At 65.9% G+C, this 14,683-nt stretch carries 17 protein-coding genes; 9 read left to right on the top strand and 8 right to left on the bottom strand.

What is annotated here, in order from left to right:
- Positions 1-24: 24 nt before the first annotated feature.
- Together IB275_RS17060 and IB275_RS17055 are read right to left on the bottom strand one after the other, a co-directional pair.
- On the bottom strand, positions 25-237 hold the full coding sequence (locus IB275_RS17060; protein WP_192295709.1) for a tautomerase family protein: 213 nt from the start codon (positions 235-237) through the stop codon (positions 25-27).
- Positions 238-264: 27 nt separating this feature from the next.
- Positions 265-999 (bottom strand): SDR family NAD(P)-dependent oxidoreductase, encoded by a 735-nt coding sequence (locus IB275_RS17055; protein ID WP_192295708.1) that lies wholly within the window; start codon positions 997-999, stop codon positions 265-267.
- A 132-nt stretch (positions 1,000-1,131) separates the two neighbouring features.
- Between IB275_RS17055 and IB275_RS17050 the strand changes: the two genes are divergently transcribed.
- Both IB275_RS17050 and IB275_RS17045 read left to right on the top strand, forming a co-directional pair.
- Positions 1,132-2,055 (top strand): LysR family transcriptional regulator, encoded by a 924-nt coding sequence (locus tag IB275_RS17050; RefSeq protein ID WP_192295707.1) that lies wholly within the window; start codon positions 1,132-1,134, stop codon positions 2,053-2,055.
- Positions 2,056-2,285: 230 nt separating this feature from the next.
- Entirely contained in the window at positions 2,286-4,691 is a 2,406-nt protein-coding gene (locus IB275_RS17045) for a TonB-dependent siderophore receptor (RefSeq protein ID WP_192295706.1), read from the top strand.
- 350 nt (positions 4,692-5,041) lie between these two features.
- On the opposite strand, the gene IB275_RS17040 is transcribed toward IB275_RS17045, so the two are convergent.
- From IB275_RS17040 to IB275_RS17030, 3 genes are all read right to left on the bottom strand, one after another.
- Positions 5,042-5,554, bottom strand: a complete 513-nt coding sequence (locus tag IB275_RS17040; RefSeq protein WP_192295705.1) for a thioredoxin family protein — start codon at positions 5,552-5,554, stop codon at positions 5,042-5,044.
- 58 nt (positions 5,555-5,612) lie between these two features.
- Positions 5,613-6,056 carry a nuclear transport factor 2 family protein gene (locus IB275_RS17035; protein WP_081520850.1) on the bottom strand — a complete coding sequence of 148 codons (444 nt, stop codon included), beginning with the start codon at positions 6,054-6,056 and terminating at the stop codon, positions 5,613-5,615.
- Between the two features lie 109 nt (positions 6,057-6,165).
- Positions 6,166-6,669, bottom strand: coding sequence for a GNAT family N-acetyltransferase (locus IB275_RS17030; RefSeq protein ID WP_139791711.1), 504 nt, complete (start codon positions 6,667-6,669; stop codon positions 6,166-6,168).
- Positions 6,670-6,812: 143 nt separating this feature from the next.
- Here IB275_RS17030 and IB275_RS17025 point away from each other — a divergent pair, with 143 nt between their 5' ends.
- The 4 genes from IB275_RS17025 to IB275_RS17010 all read left to right on the top strand — a co-directional run bounded on the left by IB275_RS17025 (position 6,813) and on the right by IB275_RS17010 (position 8,994).
- Positions 6,813-7,244: an Rrf2 family transcriptional regulator gene (locus IB275_RS17025; protein ID WP_192295704.1), complete on the top strand. Its 432-nt coding sequence runs from the start codon at positions 6,813-6,815 to the stop codon at positions 7,242-7,244.
- A 104-nt stretch (positions 7,245-7,348) separates the two neighbouring features.
- Positions 7,349-7,735 carry a DUF1360 domain-containing protein gene (locus IB275_RS17020; protein ID WP_192295703.1) on the top strand — a complete coding sequence of 129 codons (387 nt, stop codon included), beginning with the start codon at positions 7,349-7,351 and terminating at the stop codon, positions 7,733-7,735.
- Positions 7,736-7,751: 16 nt separating this feature from the next.
- Positions 7,752-8,441 (top strand): class I SAM-dependent methyltransferase, encoded by a 690-nt coding sequence (locus IB275_RS17015; RefSeq protein ID WP_192295702.1) that lies wholly within the window; start codon positions 7,752-7,754, stop codon positions 8,439-8,441.
- 61 nt (positions 8,442-8,502) lie between these two features.
- Positions 8,503-8,994: an HIT family protein gene (locus tag IB275_RS17010; RefSeq protein ID WP_192295701.1), complete on the top strand. Its 492-nt coding sequence runs from the start codon at positions 8,503-8,505 to the stop codon at positions 8,992-8,994.
- Here the strand turns inward: IB275_RS17010 and IB275_RS17005 are convergent.
- Positions 8,965-9,909 carry a LysR substrate-binding domain-containing protein gene (locus IB275_RS17005; protein WP_225607887.1) on the bottom strand — a complete coding sequence of 315 codons (945 nt, stop codon included), beginning with the start codon at positions 9,907-9,909 and terminating at the stop codon, positions 8,965-8,967. The two genes, IB275_RS17010 and IB275_RS17005, sit on opposite strands and share 30 nt — an antisense overlap.
- 108 nt (positions 9,910-10,017) lie before the next feature.
- Here IB275_RS17005 and IB275_RS17000 point away from each other — a divergent pair, with 108 nt between their 5' ends.
- Positions 10,018-10,968 carry a DMT family transporter gene (locus IB275_RS17000; RefSeq protein WP_192295700.1) on the top strand — a complete coding sequence of 317 codons (951 nt, stop codon included), beginning with the start codon at positions 10,018-10,020 and terminating at the stop codon, positions 10,966-10,968.
- 1 nt (position 10,969) lies between these two features.
- On the opposite strand, the gene IB275_RS16995 is transcribed toward IB275_RS17000, so the two are convergent.
- The gene (locus IB275_RS16995) at positions 10,970-11,668 is read right to left on the bottom strand and encodes an MOSC domain-containing protein (protein WP_192295699.1); all 699 of its coding nucleotides are present in this window, start codon (positions 11,666-11,668) and stop codon (positions 10,970-10,972) included.
- 131 nt (positions 11,669-11,799) lie between these two features.
- Between IB275_RS16995 and IB275_RS16990 the strand changes: the two genes are divergently transcribed.
- Entirely contained in the window at positions 11,800-12,039 is a 240-nt protein-coding gene (locus IB275_RS16990) for a cytoplasmic protein (protein WP_192295698.1), read from the top strand.
- 289 nt (positions 12,040-12,328) lie between these two features.
- Here IB275_RS16990 and IB275_RS16985 read toward each other — a convergent pair whose 3' ends face one another.
- Positions 12,329-13,255: a LysR substrate-binding domain-containing protein gene (locus IB275_RS16985; RefSeq protein WP_192295697.1), complete on the bottom strand. Its 927-nt coding sequence runs from the start codon at positions 13,253-13,255 to the stop codon at positions 12,329-12,331.
- Between the two features lie 80 nt (positions 13,256-13,335).
- Between IB275_RS16985 and IB275_RS16980 the strand changes: the two genes are divergently transcribed.
- Positions 13,336-14,658, top strand: coding sequence for an MFS transporter (locus tag IB275_RS16980; protein ID WP_192295696.1), 1,323 nt, complete (start codon positions 13,336-13,338; stop codon positions 14,656-14,658).
- The last annotated feature ends 25 nt before the right edge of the window (positions 14,659-14,683 follow it).

The following is a 14,683-nucleotide window of genomic DNA, read 5'->3' as shown; positions in this document are numbered from 1 at the left end:
TGGGGCCCCGGCGTGCCCGCTGCGTCAGGCCCCGGGCTTTTCCCTGGCGCGCAGAGCCTTGACCGTTTCACCACCTACGCCCCAGCTGTCGGTGGGGATTTCCTGGATCACCACGAAGGTGCTCGCGGGCGGTTTGCGCAGGACCCGTTCCAGCAGTTCGGTGACACCTTCGATGAGCTGGCGGCGCTCGTCGGCAGTCACGCCTTCGTCGGTGACCTGGATGTTTACGTAGGGCATGGCGGTTCTCCGATGTTGTGAAGTGGCTTACCAGACGCCGGTGGTGGAGCCACCGTCGACGTTGAGGATGGTTCCGCTGACGAAGGTCGAGTCGGTCAGGTAGAGCACCGCGTCGACGATATCCTGCGGGCTGCCGATCTCGCCACTGGGCGCGAGGCCGCGCAGGAAGGCGCGGGTGCCTTCGTCATCGGGATGCAGCGGGGTTTCGATGATCCCCGGCGCCACCGCGTTGACCCGCACGTGGGACGCCGCCAGCTCCAGGGCCAGACCGCGCACCGCGCTGTTCAGCCCGCCCTTGATCAGCACCGGCAGCAGCGCCGGCACCTTCACGTTGGGTTGCATGGCGATGGATGCGGTAATGCTCACGATGTGCCCCGAACCCCTGGCGGCCATGTGCTTGGCGGCGGCTTGCGACGGGTAGAAGAAGCCCTTGAGGTTGGTGTCGACGATGGCCTCGAGTTCTTCCTCGGTGTAATCGCCTACCGGCTTGGCGATGAAGATGCCGGCGTTGTTGATCAGGATGTCCACCTGGCCGAAGGCTTCGATGGCCTGGGCGAACAGGCGCCGGGCGGTGTCCGGCCGGGCGATGTCGCCGGCCACGGCGAGGAAGTTGTGCGGGTTGCCCAGTCTGGCGGCGGCTTCCTCGAGGCGGGACTGGGTGCGGGCGTTGCCGACCACGTTGTAGCCGCGTTCCAGGTAGGCGCGGGCGATGGCGAAGCCGAGGCCGCTGGAGGCGCCGGTGACGATGACGGTCTTGCTCATGGTGATCTCTCCGAGAGTGGGGCGGGGCGGGGTGCCCGCGTCTTGGAGGCCAATCTAGGCTGCAATCGCGACTTGAAAAATGAGGTTGACGGCATTTGAATTGATACCTCATGTAATCAATAGAGTCGCGCCATGACCCGCCATTTCGACGATCTGCAACTGGGCAGCATCGAGCTGTTCTGCCTGGCTGCGGAGACCGGCAGCTTCACCGCCGCCGCCAACGAGGCAGGTATCACGCCCGCGGCGGTGAGTCGTTCGGTGGCGCGGCTGGAGGAGCGCCTGGGTGTGCGCCTGTTCGTCCGCACCACGCGGCAGATGCGCCTGACCGATGACGGCCGCATCTACTTCGAGCGATGCCGGCAGGCGCTGACCCAACTGGTGGATGCCGAGCGCGCGGTCAGTGGCGGCCAGAGCATCGCCTCGGGGCGCCTGCGCATCAGCGTGCCCACGCCCTACGCGCATTACCGGCTGTTCCCGCGGTTGCCGGAGTTCCGCCGGCGCTACCCGCAGGTGCAGGTCGAGGTGCATGTCAGCAACCGCAATATCGACTTCGCCAACGAGGGATACGACCTGGCCATCCGTGGCCGCGACCCGGCGGACTCCAGCCTGGTGGCGCGGCGCCTGGAGGAGGCGGAGAACGTGGTGATCGCCACGCCCGCGTACCTGGCGCGTGCCGGTACGCCGCAGACGCCGGAAGATCTCGCCGCGCACGAGTGCATCCAGTTCGAGCTGCCCAGCAGTGGGCGGCGTGTGCCCTGGTCCTTCCGGGTCCACGGCAAGCCGGTGGAGATCGAGACGACCGGTAGCCTCACGGTGCTGGAGGATTACCTGGCCACGGCGACCCTGGCCAAGTGCGGCGGCGGGTTGATGCAGGCTTACCGCTTCACCGTGCAGGAAGAACTGGAGCAGGGCCAGTTGGTGGAAGTGCTGAAGGACTACGGCCAGACCACACGGCCATTCCTCCTCATCTACCCCTACGCGCGCCATGTGCCGTCGCGTGTGCGGGCCTTCATCGAGTTCATGCTCGAGGCGCGTAATGACGGTGCATCCCTGTAGGAGCGGGGCACGCCCGCGGTCGCGCGCATGGCCCGCTCCAACAGGTTGGTTGCGTCACTCCGGCAGTCATGGGTGGTTTTTCGAGAAATAAGATACGAAGTATTCGCATTTACAAAGAATTTACATCTGCATACACTTTGGCTCCCCGTCGGCGTCCACCAGCCGGCATTCGCCAACCGAGTCATTGCGCCAACAGAGCGCAAACCTCGCACCGAAGGATCCTCCAGCAGATGAAAGACGTAGCCTCGGGCGCGCTCCTGCTCAGTCTCTCCACCCTTGCTCTCTCCGCGGTCGCCGCCCCCGTGGCCATCGACCTGCCCAAGCAGCCCCTGGCCGCTTCCCTGGAGCAATTGCAGTCCGCAACCGGAATGCGGATTTCCTATGACCGTGCCCAGATCGCCAGGGTTGGCGCGCCGGCACTCAAGGGCAACATGGAGCCGGGCGAGGCACTCGATCGTCTGCTGGCGGACAGCGGCCTGCAGGGCACGGTCAACGGCAACAGCGCGCAGGTCAGTGGCAGTGTGCGCAATGGCGCCGCGGGCAACGACAGTGTCGACCTGGGCGCCACCGAAGTCGTCGGCGCTGCCCCTGTGGCGCCGGGCACCACCGAAGGCACCGGCTCCTACACCACCGGCGTGATGCAGACTTCCACCAAGCTGAACATGACCGTCCGCGAGACGCCGCAGTCGGTGAGCGTGGTCACCCGGCAGCAGATGGAAGACCAGAACATGCAGGACCTCGACGACGCGATCCGCGGCGTCACCGGCATGACCGTCCAGCAGTATGGCCCGGCGCGCGTGAGCTACGCCGCGCGTGGCTTCGATGTCGACAACATCATGTACGACGGCCTCGCCACCAGCATTTCCACCTACACCCAGGACGTGATTTCCGCCGCGGATCTGGCGATGTTCGACCGCGTCGAAGTGGTGCGCGGCGCCACCGGCCTGATGCAGGGTGCGGGCAACCCGGCCGCCGCCGTCAACATGGTGCGCAAGCGCCCGACCCAGGACTTCCACATGAGCCTGGAAGGCAGCGCCGGCACCTGGGACCGCTACCGCAGCCAAGTCGACGTGTCCGGCCCGCTGAACAGCGAAGGCACCCTGCGCGGCCGCGCGGTGGCTGCCTACGAGACCCGCGACAGTTTCCAGGACGTGGTCAGCGGCGAGCGCGGTGTGCTTTACGGCATCACCGAGGCCGACCTGAACCCGGACACCACCCTGACCCTGGGGGCGTCCTACCAGAACGACAACAAGAACGACAACTGGGTAGGCCTGCCGGCACCGCTGGGTGGTCGTCACCTGGACCTCAAGCGCTCCGACTACTACGGCGCCGACTGGTCCTACTGGGATACCACCACCACCCACCTGTTCGGCGACGTGGTGCACCGCTTCGACAACGGCTGGCAGATGAAGGTCGCCGCCGACAAGCTGTGGGCGCGCATCGACATGCTCGGCCTGTACAACAGCTGCTACTACACTGAAGGCTGTCCGACCATGATTCAGGGGCCGGGCCAGTACGCCTACACCGATGACCACCAGAGCTACGACGCCTTCGCCAACGGCCCGTTCCAGGCCTTTGGCCGCGAGCACGAGCTGGTGTTCGGCGGCAGCTACCGCGAAGAGCGCTTCGACGGCCACGGCGGCTGGGGCGACCTGACCTACAACGATGGCTCGCCGGTAACCCCGTTCGACCCGACCAAGTGGGACCCCAGCTCGGTGCAGAAGCCGAACATCGACATGAGCCTCTGGAACATGAAGCTCGACCAGGAGCAGAAGGGTGCCTACGTCACCACCCGCCTGAACGTCGCCGACCCGCTCAAGGTCATCCTCGGCGGCCGCCTGGACTGGTACGAGGCCGACCCGCACAACGATACCGGCACCCAGAAGGTCACCCGCAACGTCACCCGTTACGCCGGCGTGGTCTACGACCTGAACGACGTCTATTCGGTCTACGCCAGCTACACCGACATCTTCAAGCCGCAGAGCAACTTCGATTCCAGCGGCAGCCTGCTCGACCCGATCACCGGCAAGAACTACGAGATCGGCCTGAAGGGCGAGCACTTCGGCGGCACGCTGAACACCCAGATCGCGCTGTTCCAGATCGACCAGGAAAACCGCGCCACCGACGACACCAGCGGTCCCTCGCCGTGCCCCAGCTCGCCGACCTCGATCTACTGCTCGCGCGCTTCGGGCAAGGTGCGCAGCCAGGGTGTGGACATGGAAGTCAGCGGTGCGCTGACCGAGAACTGGCAGGCGATGGCGGGCTACACCTACGTCGACGCCAAGTACAAGCACGACAGCAACGAGGACAACGTCGGCAAGCCGTTCGACCCGAGCAAGCCGCGCCACCTGTTCAAGCTCGCCACCAGCTACACCCTGCCGGGCGAGCTGCACCAATGGCGCGTGGGCGGCAACCTGGTGACCCAGAGCCAGACCGAGGACACCACCACCGGCTTCCAGCAGGGCGGCTACACGGTGACCAACGCCATGCTCGGCTACAAGGTCAACGAGAACATCGACACCCGGGTGAACTTCAACAACATCTTCGACAAGTACTATTACAGCGGTATCAGCTTCGGCAACCTGAACTACGGCGAGCCGCGCAACCTGATGTTCACGGTGAAGTACTCGATGTGATCCGCCCGGCCTGAACGAAAAAGCCCCGCATCGCGGGGCTTTTTCATGGCTTCTGTTTCACTGCGGAGCCGCTTGCCTTCGGTGCGTCCGTAGGATGGCGTGGAGCGAAGCGATACCCATCGATCTACCGGCCACTCCGTTGATGGGTATCGCAGGCTCCACCCATCCTGCGATCGAGTGTCCAGGGTGCCGAAGTTGTGGGGCCGACGCCTGTGGGGCGCATAACGCGCCAGCGTTATCCGCCGCGAAGTGTCGGCGGATAACCTGTACCAGGTTATGCGCCCTACGCCCCTGCAGATGACGGACCTGTAGGACCAAGCCATGCCCGTGAATGCGCCGGCAAGGCGCGCTTACGCCCGGCCTTCTGCCTTCTCGAACAGCTCCAGCAGGTCCGTCAGCGTGCTTTCCAGGTACTCGCCTGCACGGTACGCAGGCTTGAGCGCATCACCACCTGCCACCACTTCCAGCGGTCGTTCGATGAAACGGCCCACCGGCTGGAAGTCGCCATCGAGCACCAGCACCACCGGGATCAGGATACGGTCCAGTTCCATGCGTTCACGCAGGTCGTCCTCGGCACGCCCCTTGGTGATCACCGCCAGCTCCACGCGCGGTTGCAGGCGCTGCAGATGATCCATCACGGTGACGTTGATCTGGCAGTCCGGGCACCACATCTCGCCGGCGATCAGCAGGCGGTAGCGACCTTCCACGGCCTGGACGCGGCGCAGGGTGTCGGCGCTGATGGTGCCGGGTTCAGCCAACTGCTGCTGGACCTTGCGCACCCCGGCAATCTCGCCGGGCAGGCCGTGGGCGACGAAGGCGTCGAAGCTCTCACCGATGGAGAAGAGTTCCTCGTAGGAGGCCATGGGGATTTCCTTGAAGCGGGTGATGGCTCATCCCAGCAGAAATCCCCGTGGCGGGCAATCAGCTCTTGGCGGTCTGCGCCTTGGCGGCCGCCAGGTAGGGCGCCAGGCGGCGGCCCATTTCCTCGCCGAGGGCCTGCAGGCCGCTGAGCGGGCGGACCATCACCTCGAACTCGACGATCTTGCCGTCCTCGTCGAAGCGCACCATGTCGATACCCTTGAGGTCCTTGCCGTTCACCGTGGCGCTGAACTCCAGCACCACGTTCAGGCCGTCGCCGGTGGCCAGCTCGCGGTGATAGGTGAAGTTCTCGAACACCTGCAGCACGGTATTGAGAATGGTTGAGACCACCGGCGCGCCGGGGTAGGGCGAGTGCGCCATGGGCGAGCGGAACACCGCGTTGGGCGCCAGCAGCTGCGGCAGGTTGGACAGGTTCTTGGCAGCCACCATCTGGTGCCAGCTGGCCAGCGAAGCGGCGGCCTGGGGATGCAGGTTCAGTGCGGTCACGGGAATACCTCCTGAGAGTTCTTGTTGTTCACTCAGGACGATACGGCCGCTCCGGCAGGTCGCTCAATGATCGGAAATGACAGAAGACTGATCCTGGCGTACAGCGCGCTCAGTGCGTCGCCGGGCTGATCAGGTAGCTCACCAGCTGCGGGTCGTCCCCCGGCTCGATGCTCTGCACCGGGCGCGGCAGGTCGGCGAACACGGCTTTCCAGAAGGCCGCCGCCACTTCGTCCTGGGAATAGAAACGCACCAGCCAGGGGCCGGGATTGCCCAGCAGCACCTGGTTGGCCAGTGCGCGGCCTATCCCCGAGCGACGGTATTTCTTCAGCACGAACAGGTCCGATAGCTCCAGCGCGTCGATGCCCGGCAGCTCGCTGCCTTCCACCAGCAGGAAGCCGGCGATGAAGCCGTCGGCGAGGATCAGGTTGGCGCTCCACTCCGGCTCGCTCCAGTAGCGCGCCAGGTGCTCCTCGTGGATGTAGAAGCGCCCATCGACCTCCACGTCCTCGTCCTCCCAGTCCGACGACTCGTAGGCGTAGTACTGATAGAGGTTGCGGATCAGGTCCTGGTGTTCAGGGCCGGTCTGCACCAGCTGGATGGAAAGATCGTTCATGGTCGATGGCTCGCGAGGAGACGGAAGAGGGCGCGTGAACGCCATTGTCGCCCATTCCCGTGGCAATGCCAGTGGCAGACGGGTTTGAACCGCGCCGCGGCGGGGTGCGATGATGCAGTCGCCTTCACCTTCGAGACCCCACCGTGCGAACCGACAGCCGCCTCTCGCGCATGCTCCATGTGCTGCTGCACATGGCCCGCGACGACCAGCCCGTGACCTCCGAGCGCATCGCCCAGATGCTCGGTACCAACCCGGCCGTGGTGCGGCGGACCATGGGTGGCCTGCGCGAGGCCGGCTACGTGCGCTCGGAGAAGGGCCACGGCGGCGGCTGGACGCTGGACTGCGACCTGGCCCAGGTCACGCTGCTGGATGTCTATCGCGCGGTGGGCAGCGAGCGCCTGTTCGCCATGGGCTTCGATAACGTGCACCCGGACTGCCTGGTGGAAAAGGTGGTCAACGACGCGCTGCAGGACGCCATGGAGCAGGCCACCGCCATCCTCCTTGAACGCCTGGGCGCCGTGTCCCTGGCCGATCTCGCCGAACGCTTCACGGCGCTTTACCCGAAAGGCCACTGATGATTCCTGGCTGAAATGCCGGTCGATGACCGGCATTGACCCTGCGTGCTCAATCAAGTTACTTTAAAAGTAACGTAAGATACCAAGCCCACCAGGAACCCCCCATGATCGATCTCTTGAACTCGCCGCTGGCCGGCGCGCTGTGGACCTGCCTTGCCCTGGCCATCGCCGCCTCCGCGCTGTCCATGACCGTCACCCAGACCGAACTCTTCGCCCCCTTGCGCGCACTGGCCTGGAAGGTCCACCCGCAGGTCGGCCACCTGTTCCAGTGCTTCTACTGCTTCAGCCATTGGGTGGTGATCGCCGGCACCCTGGTCTACCGTCCGGTAGTGATCGCCAGTGGCTGGGCGCCGGTCGACTGGCTGGTGGCGACCTTCTTCACCATCGCCCTGACGGCGATGTTCTGCGGGCTGCTGTTCAAGGTGTTCCTCACCGCCATGGCCAAGGCCGTGAGCGAGCGGGAGCTGAAGAAGCTATTAGCCAGCGAGTGACCAGAAAGGACTCTGCATGACCCCCTCCGAACTGATGGCCCCGTTCCACGACCCCGACGCCGCCGCGCGCTACGCGGAAAACCCGCCACGCTTCGTCCCCGGCCTGTTCGACCTGCACCGCATGGCCACCATCCTGTTGGCCGAGCAGGCGCCGCACGACGGCCACCTGCTGGTACTCGGCGCGGGCGGCGGCATGGAGCTGCGCGCCTTCGCCGAAGCCCAGCCGGCCTGGCGCTTCACCGGCGTCGACCCGTCTGCGGAGATGCTCGCGGTGGCCGCGCAAATGCTCGGGCCGAACGCTGGGCGCGCTGACCTGCTGCAGGGCTACATCGACGACGCTCCGCCGGGCCCGTTCGACGGCGGTGCCTGCCTGCTGACCCTGCATTTCCTGCCCGAGGCGGAACGCCTGCGCGTGCTGCGCGAGATCCACGCCCGGTTGAGGCCCGGCGCTGCCTTCGTCATGGCCCATCTCTGCGCGCCGCAAGGCGCTGGCGAGCGGGCGCGCTGGCTGTCGCGCTATGCCGAGTTCGCCGTCAGCGCGGGGATGGAACCCGCCAGCGCGCAGCAGGCTCGCAGCGCCGTGGATGCGCACCTGAACATCCTCACCCCCGAGCAGGACGAAGCGCTGCTCTGGGAAGCCGGCTTCAGCCGCATCGAGGCCTTCTACGTCGGCTTTGCCTTCCGTGGCTGGGTCGCGCTCGCCTGACAGCCCTTGCAAGAGCTGCGTCTGCTAGGCTGGCGTCCCGTTTTGCGCTGGACGCCAGTCGATGCAGATTCCTGCCACCCACGTCATCCACCAGACCGAGCACTGGCTGCTCAACCACCATCTGGCGTCCGCCTTGCCGGGCTACCTGATGCTCGGTTCGAAGCAGCCGGTGGAGTCCCTGGCCGACCTACCGGAAGCCGCGCTGGCGGAAATGGGCGTGCTGATGGCGAAGGCCCAGCGCATCCTCGAAGCAACACTGCAACCCAGATGGCTGTATATCGGCCGTTTCGGCCATTCGCCGGGCTTCCCCATCCACTTCCATTTCATCCCGGTATACGCCTGGGTCGAGGAAGCCTTCTGGGCCGATGAGCGCTATCGCTCATTAAGTCAGTTCGCCCATATCGAGGATGCCTCCACCCAGACCGACGGCGCCGAACTGACCCTGTTCGTCTGGCGTGAATTCGGCGAAGCGCCGGTGCCGCCCGCCGTGCAGGGGCCGTCGATCAAGCAGGTGATCGAGCGGTTACGTGGGCGTTTCGTCCAGCCCCAGTGACGCCAGCAACCAGTCATGGAACAACTGCGCCGCCGGTGACAGCTGGCGGTGGCGCAGGGACACCAGGTACTCGCCGCGCTCGGTGACCATGGCCAGGTCCGTCACCCGCTGCATCTCGCCGTTGGCCACCGCTTCGTCGGCCATGAAGCCCCAGGCCAGGCCGATGCCCATGCCCTGCTGCACGGCGCGGTAGGCGAGGGTGAGCTGGTTGAACACCGGGTCGCTCTCCGCCGGCTGGTAATCCTTGCCGAAGTGACCGAACCAGTCGTGCCAGTCCAGGCAGCTCCAGGCCGAGGTATCCAGTTGCACCAGCGATGCGGCGGCGAGCTGGTCGAGGCTGGTGATGCGCGAGGCGTCGAAGTCCGGCCGGGCGACCGGGTAGACCACCTCCGGCAGCACGAAGCGGCTGTTCAGCGTGGTCCAGTCACCGGCGCCGTAGAGGATGCCCAGGTCGAAGTCCACCAGGCTGGCTTCGTCGATCTCGTTGATCGCGTGGACATGCACGGCGATGCCGGGGTGGGCCTTGTTGAACTCGATCAGCTTGGGGAACAGCCAGAACTGCGCCAGCGCATGGGTCGCCAGCACCGACACGGCGTTGCTCTGATGCACGTTGCGGATGCGCCGCACGCTGTGTTGCAGGCGATCGAGCAGCATGTCCACGGTGGTCAGCAGTTCCGCGCCGGCGGCGGTGAGGGTCACGCCGCGCGGTTTGCGCTCGAACAGCGGCACCTTGAGGCTGTCTTCCAGCGCGCGCATCTGCTTGCTCACCGCGCTCTGGGTGAGGAACAGCTCGGTGGCGGCCTGGGTGAAGCTGCCATAGCGGCCCACGGCCTCGAAGGTGATGAGGGTTTCCAGGGGGGGCAGGGTGCGCAGGTAACGGCTGATGACGGCTCTCCGGTGAAAGGCTTGAGGCATTCCTTGTGGGAATGTCTCGGTGCGGATTTATCCTTGGTCAGAACCTACCACAACCGCTACCGTGACGCCTCTTTATGGGCACTCACTGAAGTATCGAGGTTGTTGGAAATGAAACGCGGGGTGGTCTACGCAGGCATGGCAGGGGCAATCTGGGGCGGGGTGATCCTCGCGCCGTCGCTGGTGCCGGAATTCAACCCGCTGCTGATCAGTTCCGTGCGTTTCGCGCTGTATGGCGCCATCTCGCTGCTGATCGCCTTGCCCGTGGCCCTCGGCCTGCTGCGCCGAGTCAGCCGCGAGGACCTGTCGATGCTGATTCGCCTGTCCCTGGCCGGCAACCTCCTGTACTTCGCGCTGCTGTCGGCGGCGGTGCAGTTCGCCGGGGTGGCGGCGGCCTCCCTGATCAACGGCATCATGCCGCTGGCAATCAGCTATCGCAGCCGTTCCGAGCAGGACTCGCTGCCGCTGTCACGGATGAAGATGCCGCTGGCGCTGGTGGCGCTGGGCATCCTCTGCATCAACCTCGATCCCTCGGCGCTGATGGCCAACGGCAGCACGCCGGGTGAGCGCATCCTCGGTATCGTCTGCGGCTTCTCGGCGGTGGTCTGCTGGTCCTGGTTCGCCACGGCCAACGCGCGCTACCTGAAGGCCAGCCACTTCACCAGCCATGAATGGTCGACGCTGACCGGCGTGGTCACCGGCGTCATGGCCGTGGTGCTGGCGGGCGTCGGTGTACTGATTGCGCCGCAGGCGGTGCCGACCGGCATTTCCTCGGAGCGCTGGATGGTGTTCCTCTGGGTCTCGCTGTTCCTCGCCATCTTCGGCTCGTGGGTCGCCAATGGTCTGTGGAACGCCGCGACGCGCCGCCTGCCGATGAGCCTCGGCGGCCAGCTGATCGTCTTCGAAACGCTGTTCGCCTGCGCCTACGCCTACATCAACGAGCAGCGGCTGCCGGGCCCGGTGGAAGCACTGGCGATCGTCCTGCTGACCGTCGGCGTGCTCTGGGCCATCGGCCTGCACCGTGCGCCGGCAGAGGTTCCGGCACGCGCGGTGGAGTCCTGAGTCAGGCCTTCGGGCTGCCTTCCAGGCGCGGGCTCCAGTCTTCCACTGCGCCGTTCTCCAGGCGCCGCGACAGGGTGCGGCGCCAGTTCGGCGGCAGCGGCAGTTCCAGGCATCCGCGCAGCACGTCGGCGTCCACCCGCTTGTCGAACAGCACGGTGGAGAGCCGTTGCAGCGACCATTCGGCATAGGGCCGCTCGATCAGTTCGAGTGATGCCCCGGCGGCCACCGAGCCTTCCTCCAGCACCCGGTAGTACCAGCCGGTGCGCCCGGATTCCTGCACGCGCAGGGCCATCTGCGCCACGTCGAAACGGTCGTTGAGCTTCCAGCAGGGCATGCGCCCCTGGGAAACCTCCAGCAAGGCCGTGCCGGCACGGATGCGGTCGCCCAGGCAGAGGTCCGCTTCGGTCCAGCCGGTGGTGCTGAAGTTCTCGCCGAACGCTCCGGGCTGGCCCAGCAACGGGTGCTCGCCCAGCTCGGCGGCCCAGGCCGCATAGTGCTCGCGGGGGTAGTGATGGATGGCTTTTTCGATGCCGCCGTGAACGCGCAGGTCGCCTTGCTCGTCGCTCTCCAGCCCCAGCGTGGTCACCGCCAGAGTGGCCTGGCGCGGTTGCTTGGCGATGGCGCTGCGCGAGCCGGGCCGGGTGAAGGGCGCGGCTTGGCCGGTGAGGAGGGCATCGAGGGAAACGGCGGGCAGGCTCATGTCGGGATTCTCGGGCTTGGAAATGGTGTCGACCAAAAACTACCTGGACAAAATCCATCAGGACGGTAGGCTCTGTCAATGTTTCGATCCGATACCAAGTAAGTTTCCCTTCGATTTCGCGAGAGTTCGCCATGCACAAGTACCGCCTGATTATCCAGCGCCACGGCCAGTTGCTCGGCCATTTCGATTCCGATCTGCCCTGGGCTCGCGACGCCGTGCGCGCCATCGCCGAGAGCCTGGGCGGGCAGGATTTCGACCTGGAGCTGCAGGTCGCCGACAGCGAACGCCGCCTGCTGGAAAGCTCGCCAGCCGGCATCAAGGTGCTGGCCAGCGAGCCGTTATTCCGCCCGGTGCCGTTGCACACCTTGTAGGAGCGGGCCATGCGCGCGATCGCGGGCATGGCCCGCTCCTACAGGTTGAATCCGGTGTCTGACGTAGGGCGCATAACCCGGCACGGGTTATCCGCCGGTTACGTCACGGCGCATAACGCTGGCGCGTTAAGCCGGCCGAGACACTACGTAGGATGGCGTGGAGCGCAGCGATACCCATCAACGCACACGCACGGCCAGCATGGGTATCGCTGCGCTCCACCCATCCTGCAAAAGCGGGATCGGCGTCAGGCGGGGAGGTGGTTTTCCATCGGGCACGGCGCAGAGCGCCTCAACCCAGCTTCTGCCCCAGCTCGCCGATGAACTGGCGCAGCCAGTCGTGGTGCGGTTTGTTGTGCCGGGCGATGTCCCAGAGCATGAAGCAGCGGAAGGACGGCACCGGGAAGGGCACCGGGCTGACGGTCAGGTCGGTCATCGCCGCGTAGCTCTCGGCGGCGAAGGTCGGGATGGTGGCGATCACTTCGCTGCTCATCAGCGTCGTCAGCGCGCCACTGAAGTGGGTGAAGGAGGCGGTGACCCGGCGCGCATAACCGGCGGCCTCGAACATGTCGTCGATGAAGCCGCGCCGGCCGTCGTAGGACACCCGCACATGGTTCGCCGCGAAGTATTCCTCCAGGCCGATGGGCTGGTCCGCCGCACGGCCGCGCGGGCGGTACAGGCAGGAGTAGGACGAGGAGAACAGCACCTGGGACGAGTAGCTGGTGCCGAAATCCTTCGGCTCGCTGCAGATCACCAGGTCCATGTCCGGGTCCTGCAGGGACTGTTTCCACAGCGAGCTGTTGCTCTGGTGGAAGGCGAAGCTCACGCCCAGGCCTTCGGCCGCCGCAGCGTTGACGATACGTGGCGCGAGGCAGGCCTCGATGTCGTCGGACAGCCCGATGTTGAACACATAGCTGGACTCGTGGGCGGAGAATTCCGGCTCGCTGCCCAGCACGCCGGAGATCGAGGTCAGCGCCTCGGCGATCTTCGGCGCCAGCTCCATCGCCTTGCGCGTGGGCTGCATGCCCGAGGCGGTGCGGATGAACAGTTCGTCAGCGAAATGCTCGCGCAGCCGGCGAAGCGCCGCGCTCACCGCGCCCTGGGTCACGTGCAGCACGGCCGAGGCGCGGGTAGCGCTGCGCTCGGTCATCAGGCAGTGGAAGGTGAGCAGAAGGTTGAGGTCGATCCGCGAGATATTACGTACGTTAATCCGGCTCATATTTCCTAATCGTTTGCCCTGCGCCCGCGGGGATTCCTAGTCTGGCGTCCACACAACCATAACAAGGGATGGAGAATCCTGTGGACGCGATTTCGCAAAGCGTGGGTGCAAGCAGCATCCGTACCAGGGGCGGGCAGTCGGATATCCGCAAGCGGGCCATCGCGGTCGGCATCGGCAACTTCATGGAGTGGTTCGACTTCGCCATCTACGGCTACTTCGCCGCGGTGATCGGCATGCTGTTCTTCCCCTCCAGCGCGCCGGGAGTCTCGCTGCTCTCGTCGCTGGCGGTGTTCGCCGTGGGCTTCCTTTCGCGGCCGTTCGGCGCGCTGATCCTCGGTCCCATCGGCGACCGTTTCGGCCGCCGCGCGGTGCTGATCATCACGGTGTTCGGCATGGGCGTGTGCACCACCATCATCGGTCTGTTGCCCTCCTATGAGGCAATCGGCATCGCTGCGCCGATCCTGCTGATCGCCATGCGCTTCATCCAGGGCATGATGGTCGGCGGCGAGTGGTCCAGCGCCGGCATCTACATCGTCGAAAGCGCGCCGTCGAACCGCCGCGCCACCGCCGCCAGCGTGATCACCGGCACCGCCGGGCTGGCCTTCCTGTTCGGCACCTTCACCGCTGCGAGCATTTCCTCGGCGCTGGATGATGCGCAGCTGGCGGCCTGGGGTTGGCGCCTGCCGTTCGTGGCGTCGATCGTGATGACCGGCATTGCTGTGTTCATCCGCCGCAAGCTGGGGGATACGCCGGTCTACGAGGAAATGGTGCGCCAGCGTGATGCGCTCAAGGCCCAGGCGCCGAGCAAGGCCGTGCGCCGCCGGGCGTTCATCACTACCTTCGCCTTCTCCGCGCTGTTCGGTGTGTCGCTGTACTACTTCATCACTTACGCCAACAACCATCTGGTCAGCACCGTCGGCCTGCCGCGCAGCAGCGCTCTGTGGCTGTGCAGCATCGCGCTGGTGGTCTACGTGATCGTCAACCCGCTGATCGGCCGCCTGAGCGACGCCATCGGCCGGCGCAGACTCTTGCTGGGCGCGGCCGCTGCGCTGACGGTGCTGGCCTACCCGATCTTCCTGTTGCTCAACACCGGCAACCCGCTGGCGATCCTCGCCGGGCTCACGGTGATGGGCGTGCTGGTGGCGATCACCGCTGTGATGGACGTGGTGCTGCTGGTGGAGGTCTTCCCGGCGTCGATCCGCTCCACCGGCGCGGCCCTGGGCCACAACCTGGCCCTGGCGATCCTCGCCGGCCCCGGTCCCTTCATCGCTGCCGCGCTGATCCGCCAGACCGGCGACGCGAACCTGCCGGCGGCTTATCTGGCGGCGGTCTCCCTGGTTTGCCTGGTGGTGCTGTGGAAGACCCTGCCGGAAACCCGCGACAACGACATCAGCCGCTTCTAGGCCCCAAAAAATTTTCAGATAGTCA

Source organism: Pseudomonas sp. PDM21, from assembly GCF_014852505.2.
GTDB lineage: Bacteria > Pseudomonadota > Gammaproteobacteria > Pseudomonadales > Pseudomonadaceae > Pseudomonas.
Note: the sequence above shows the minus strand (reverse complement) of the source record. Positions and strands in the feature narration are given on the sequence as shown.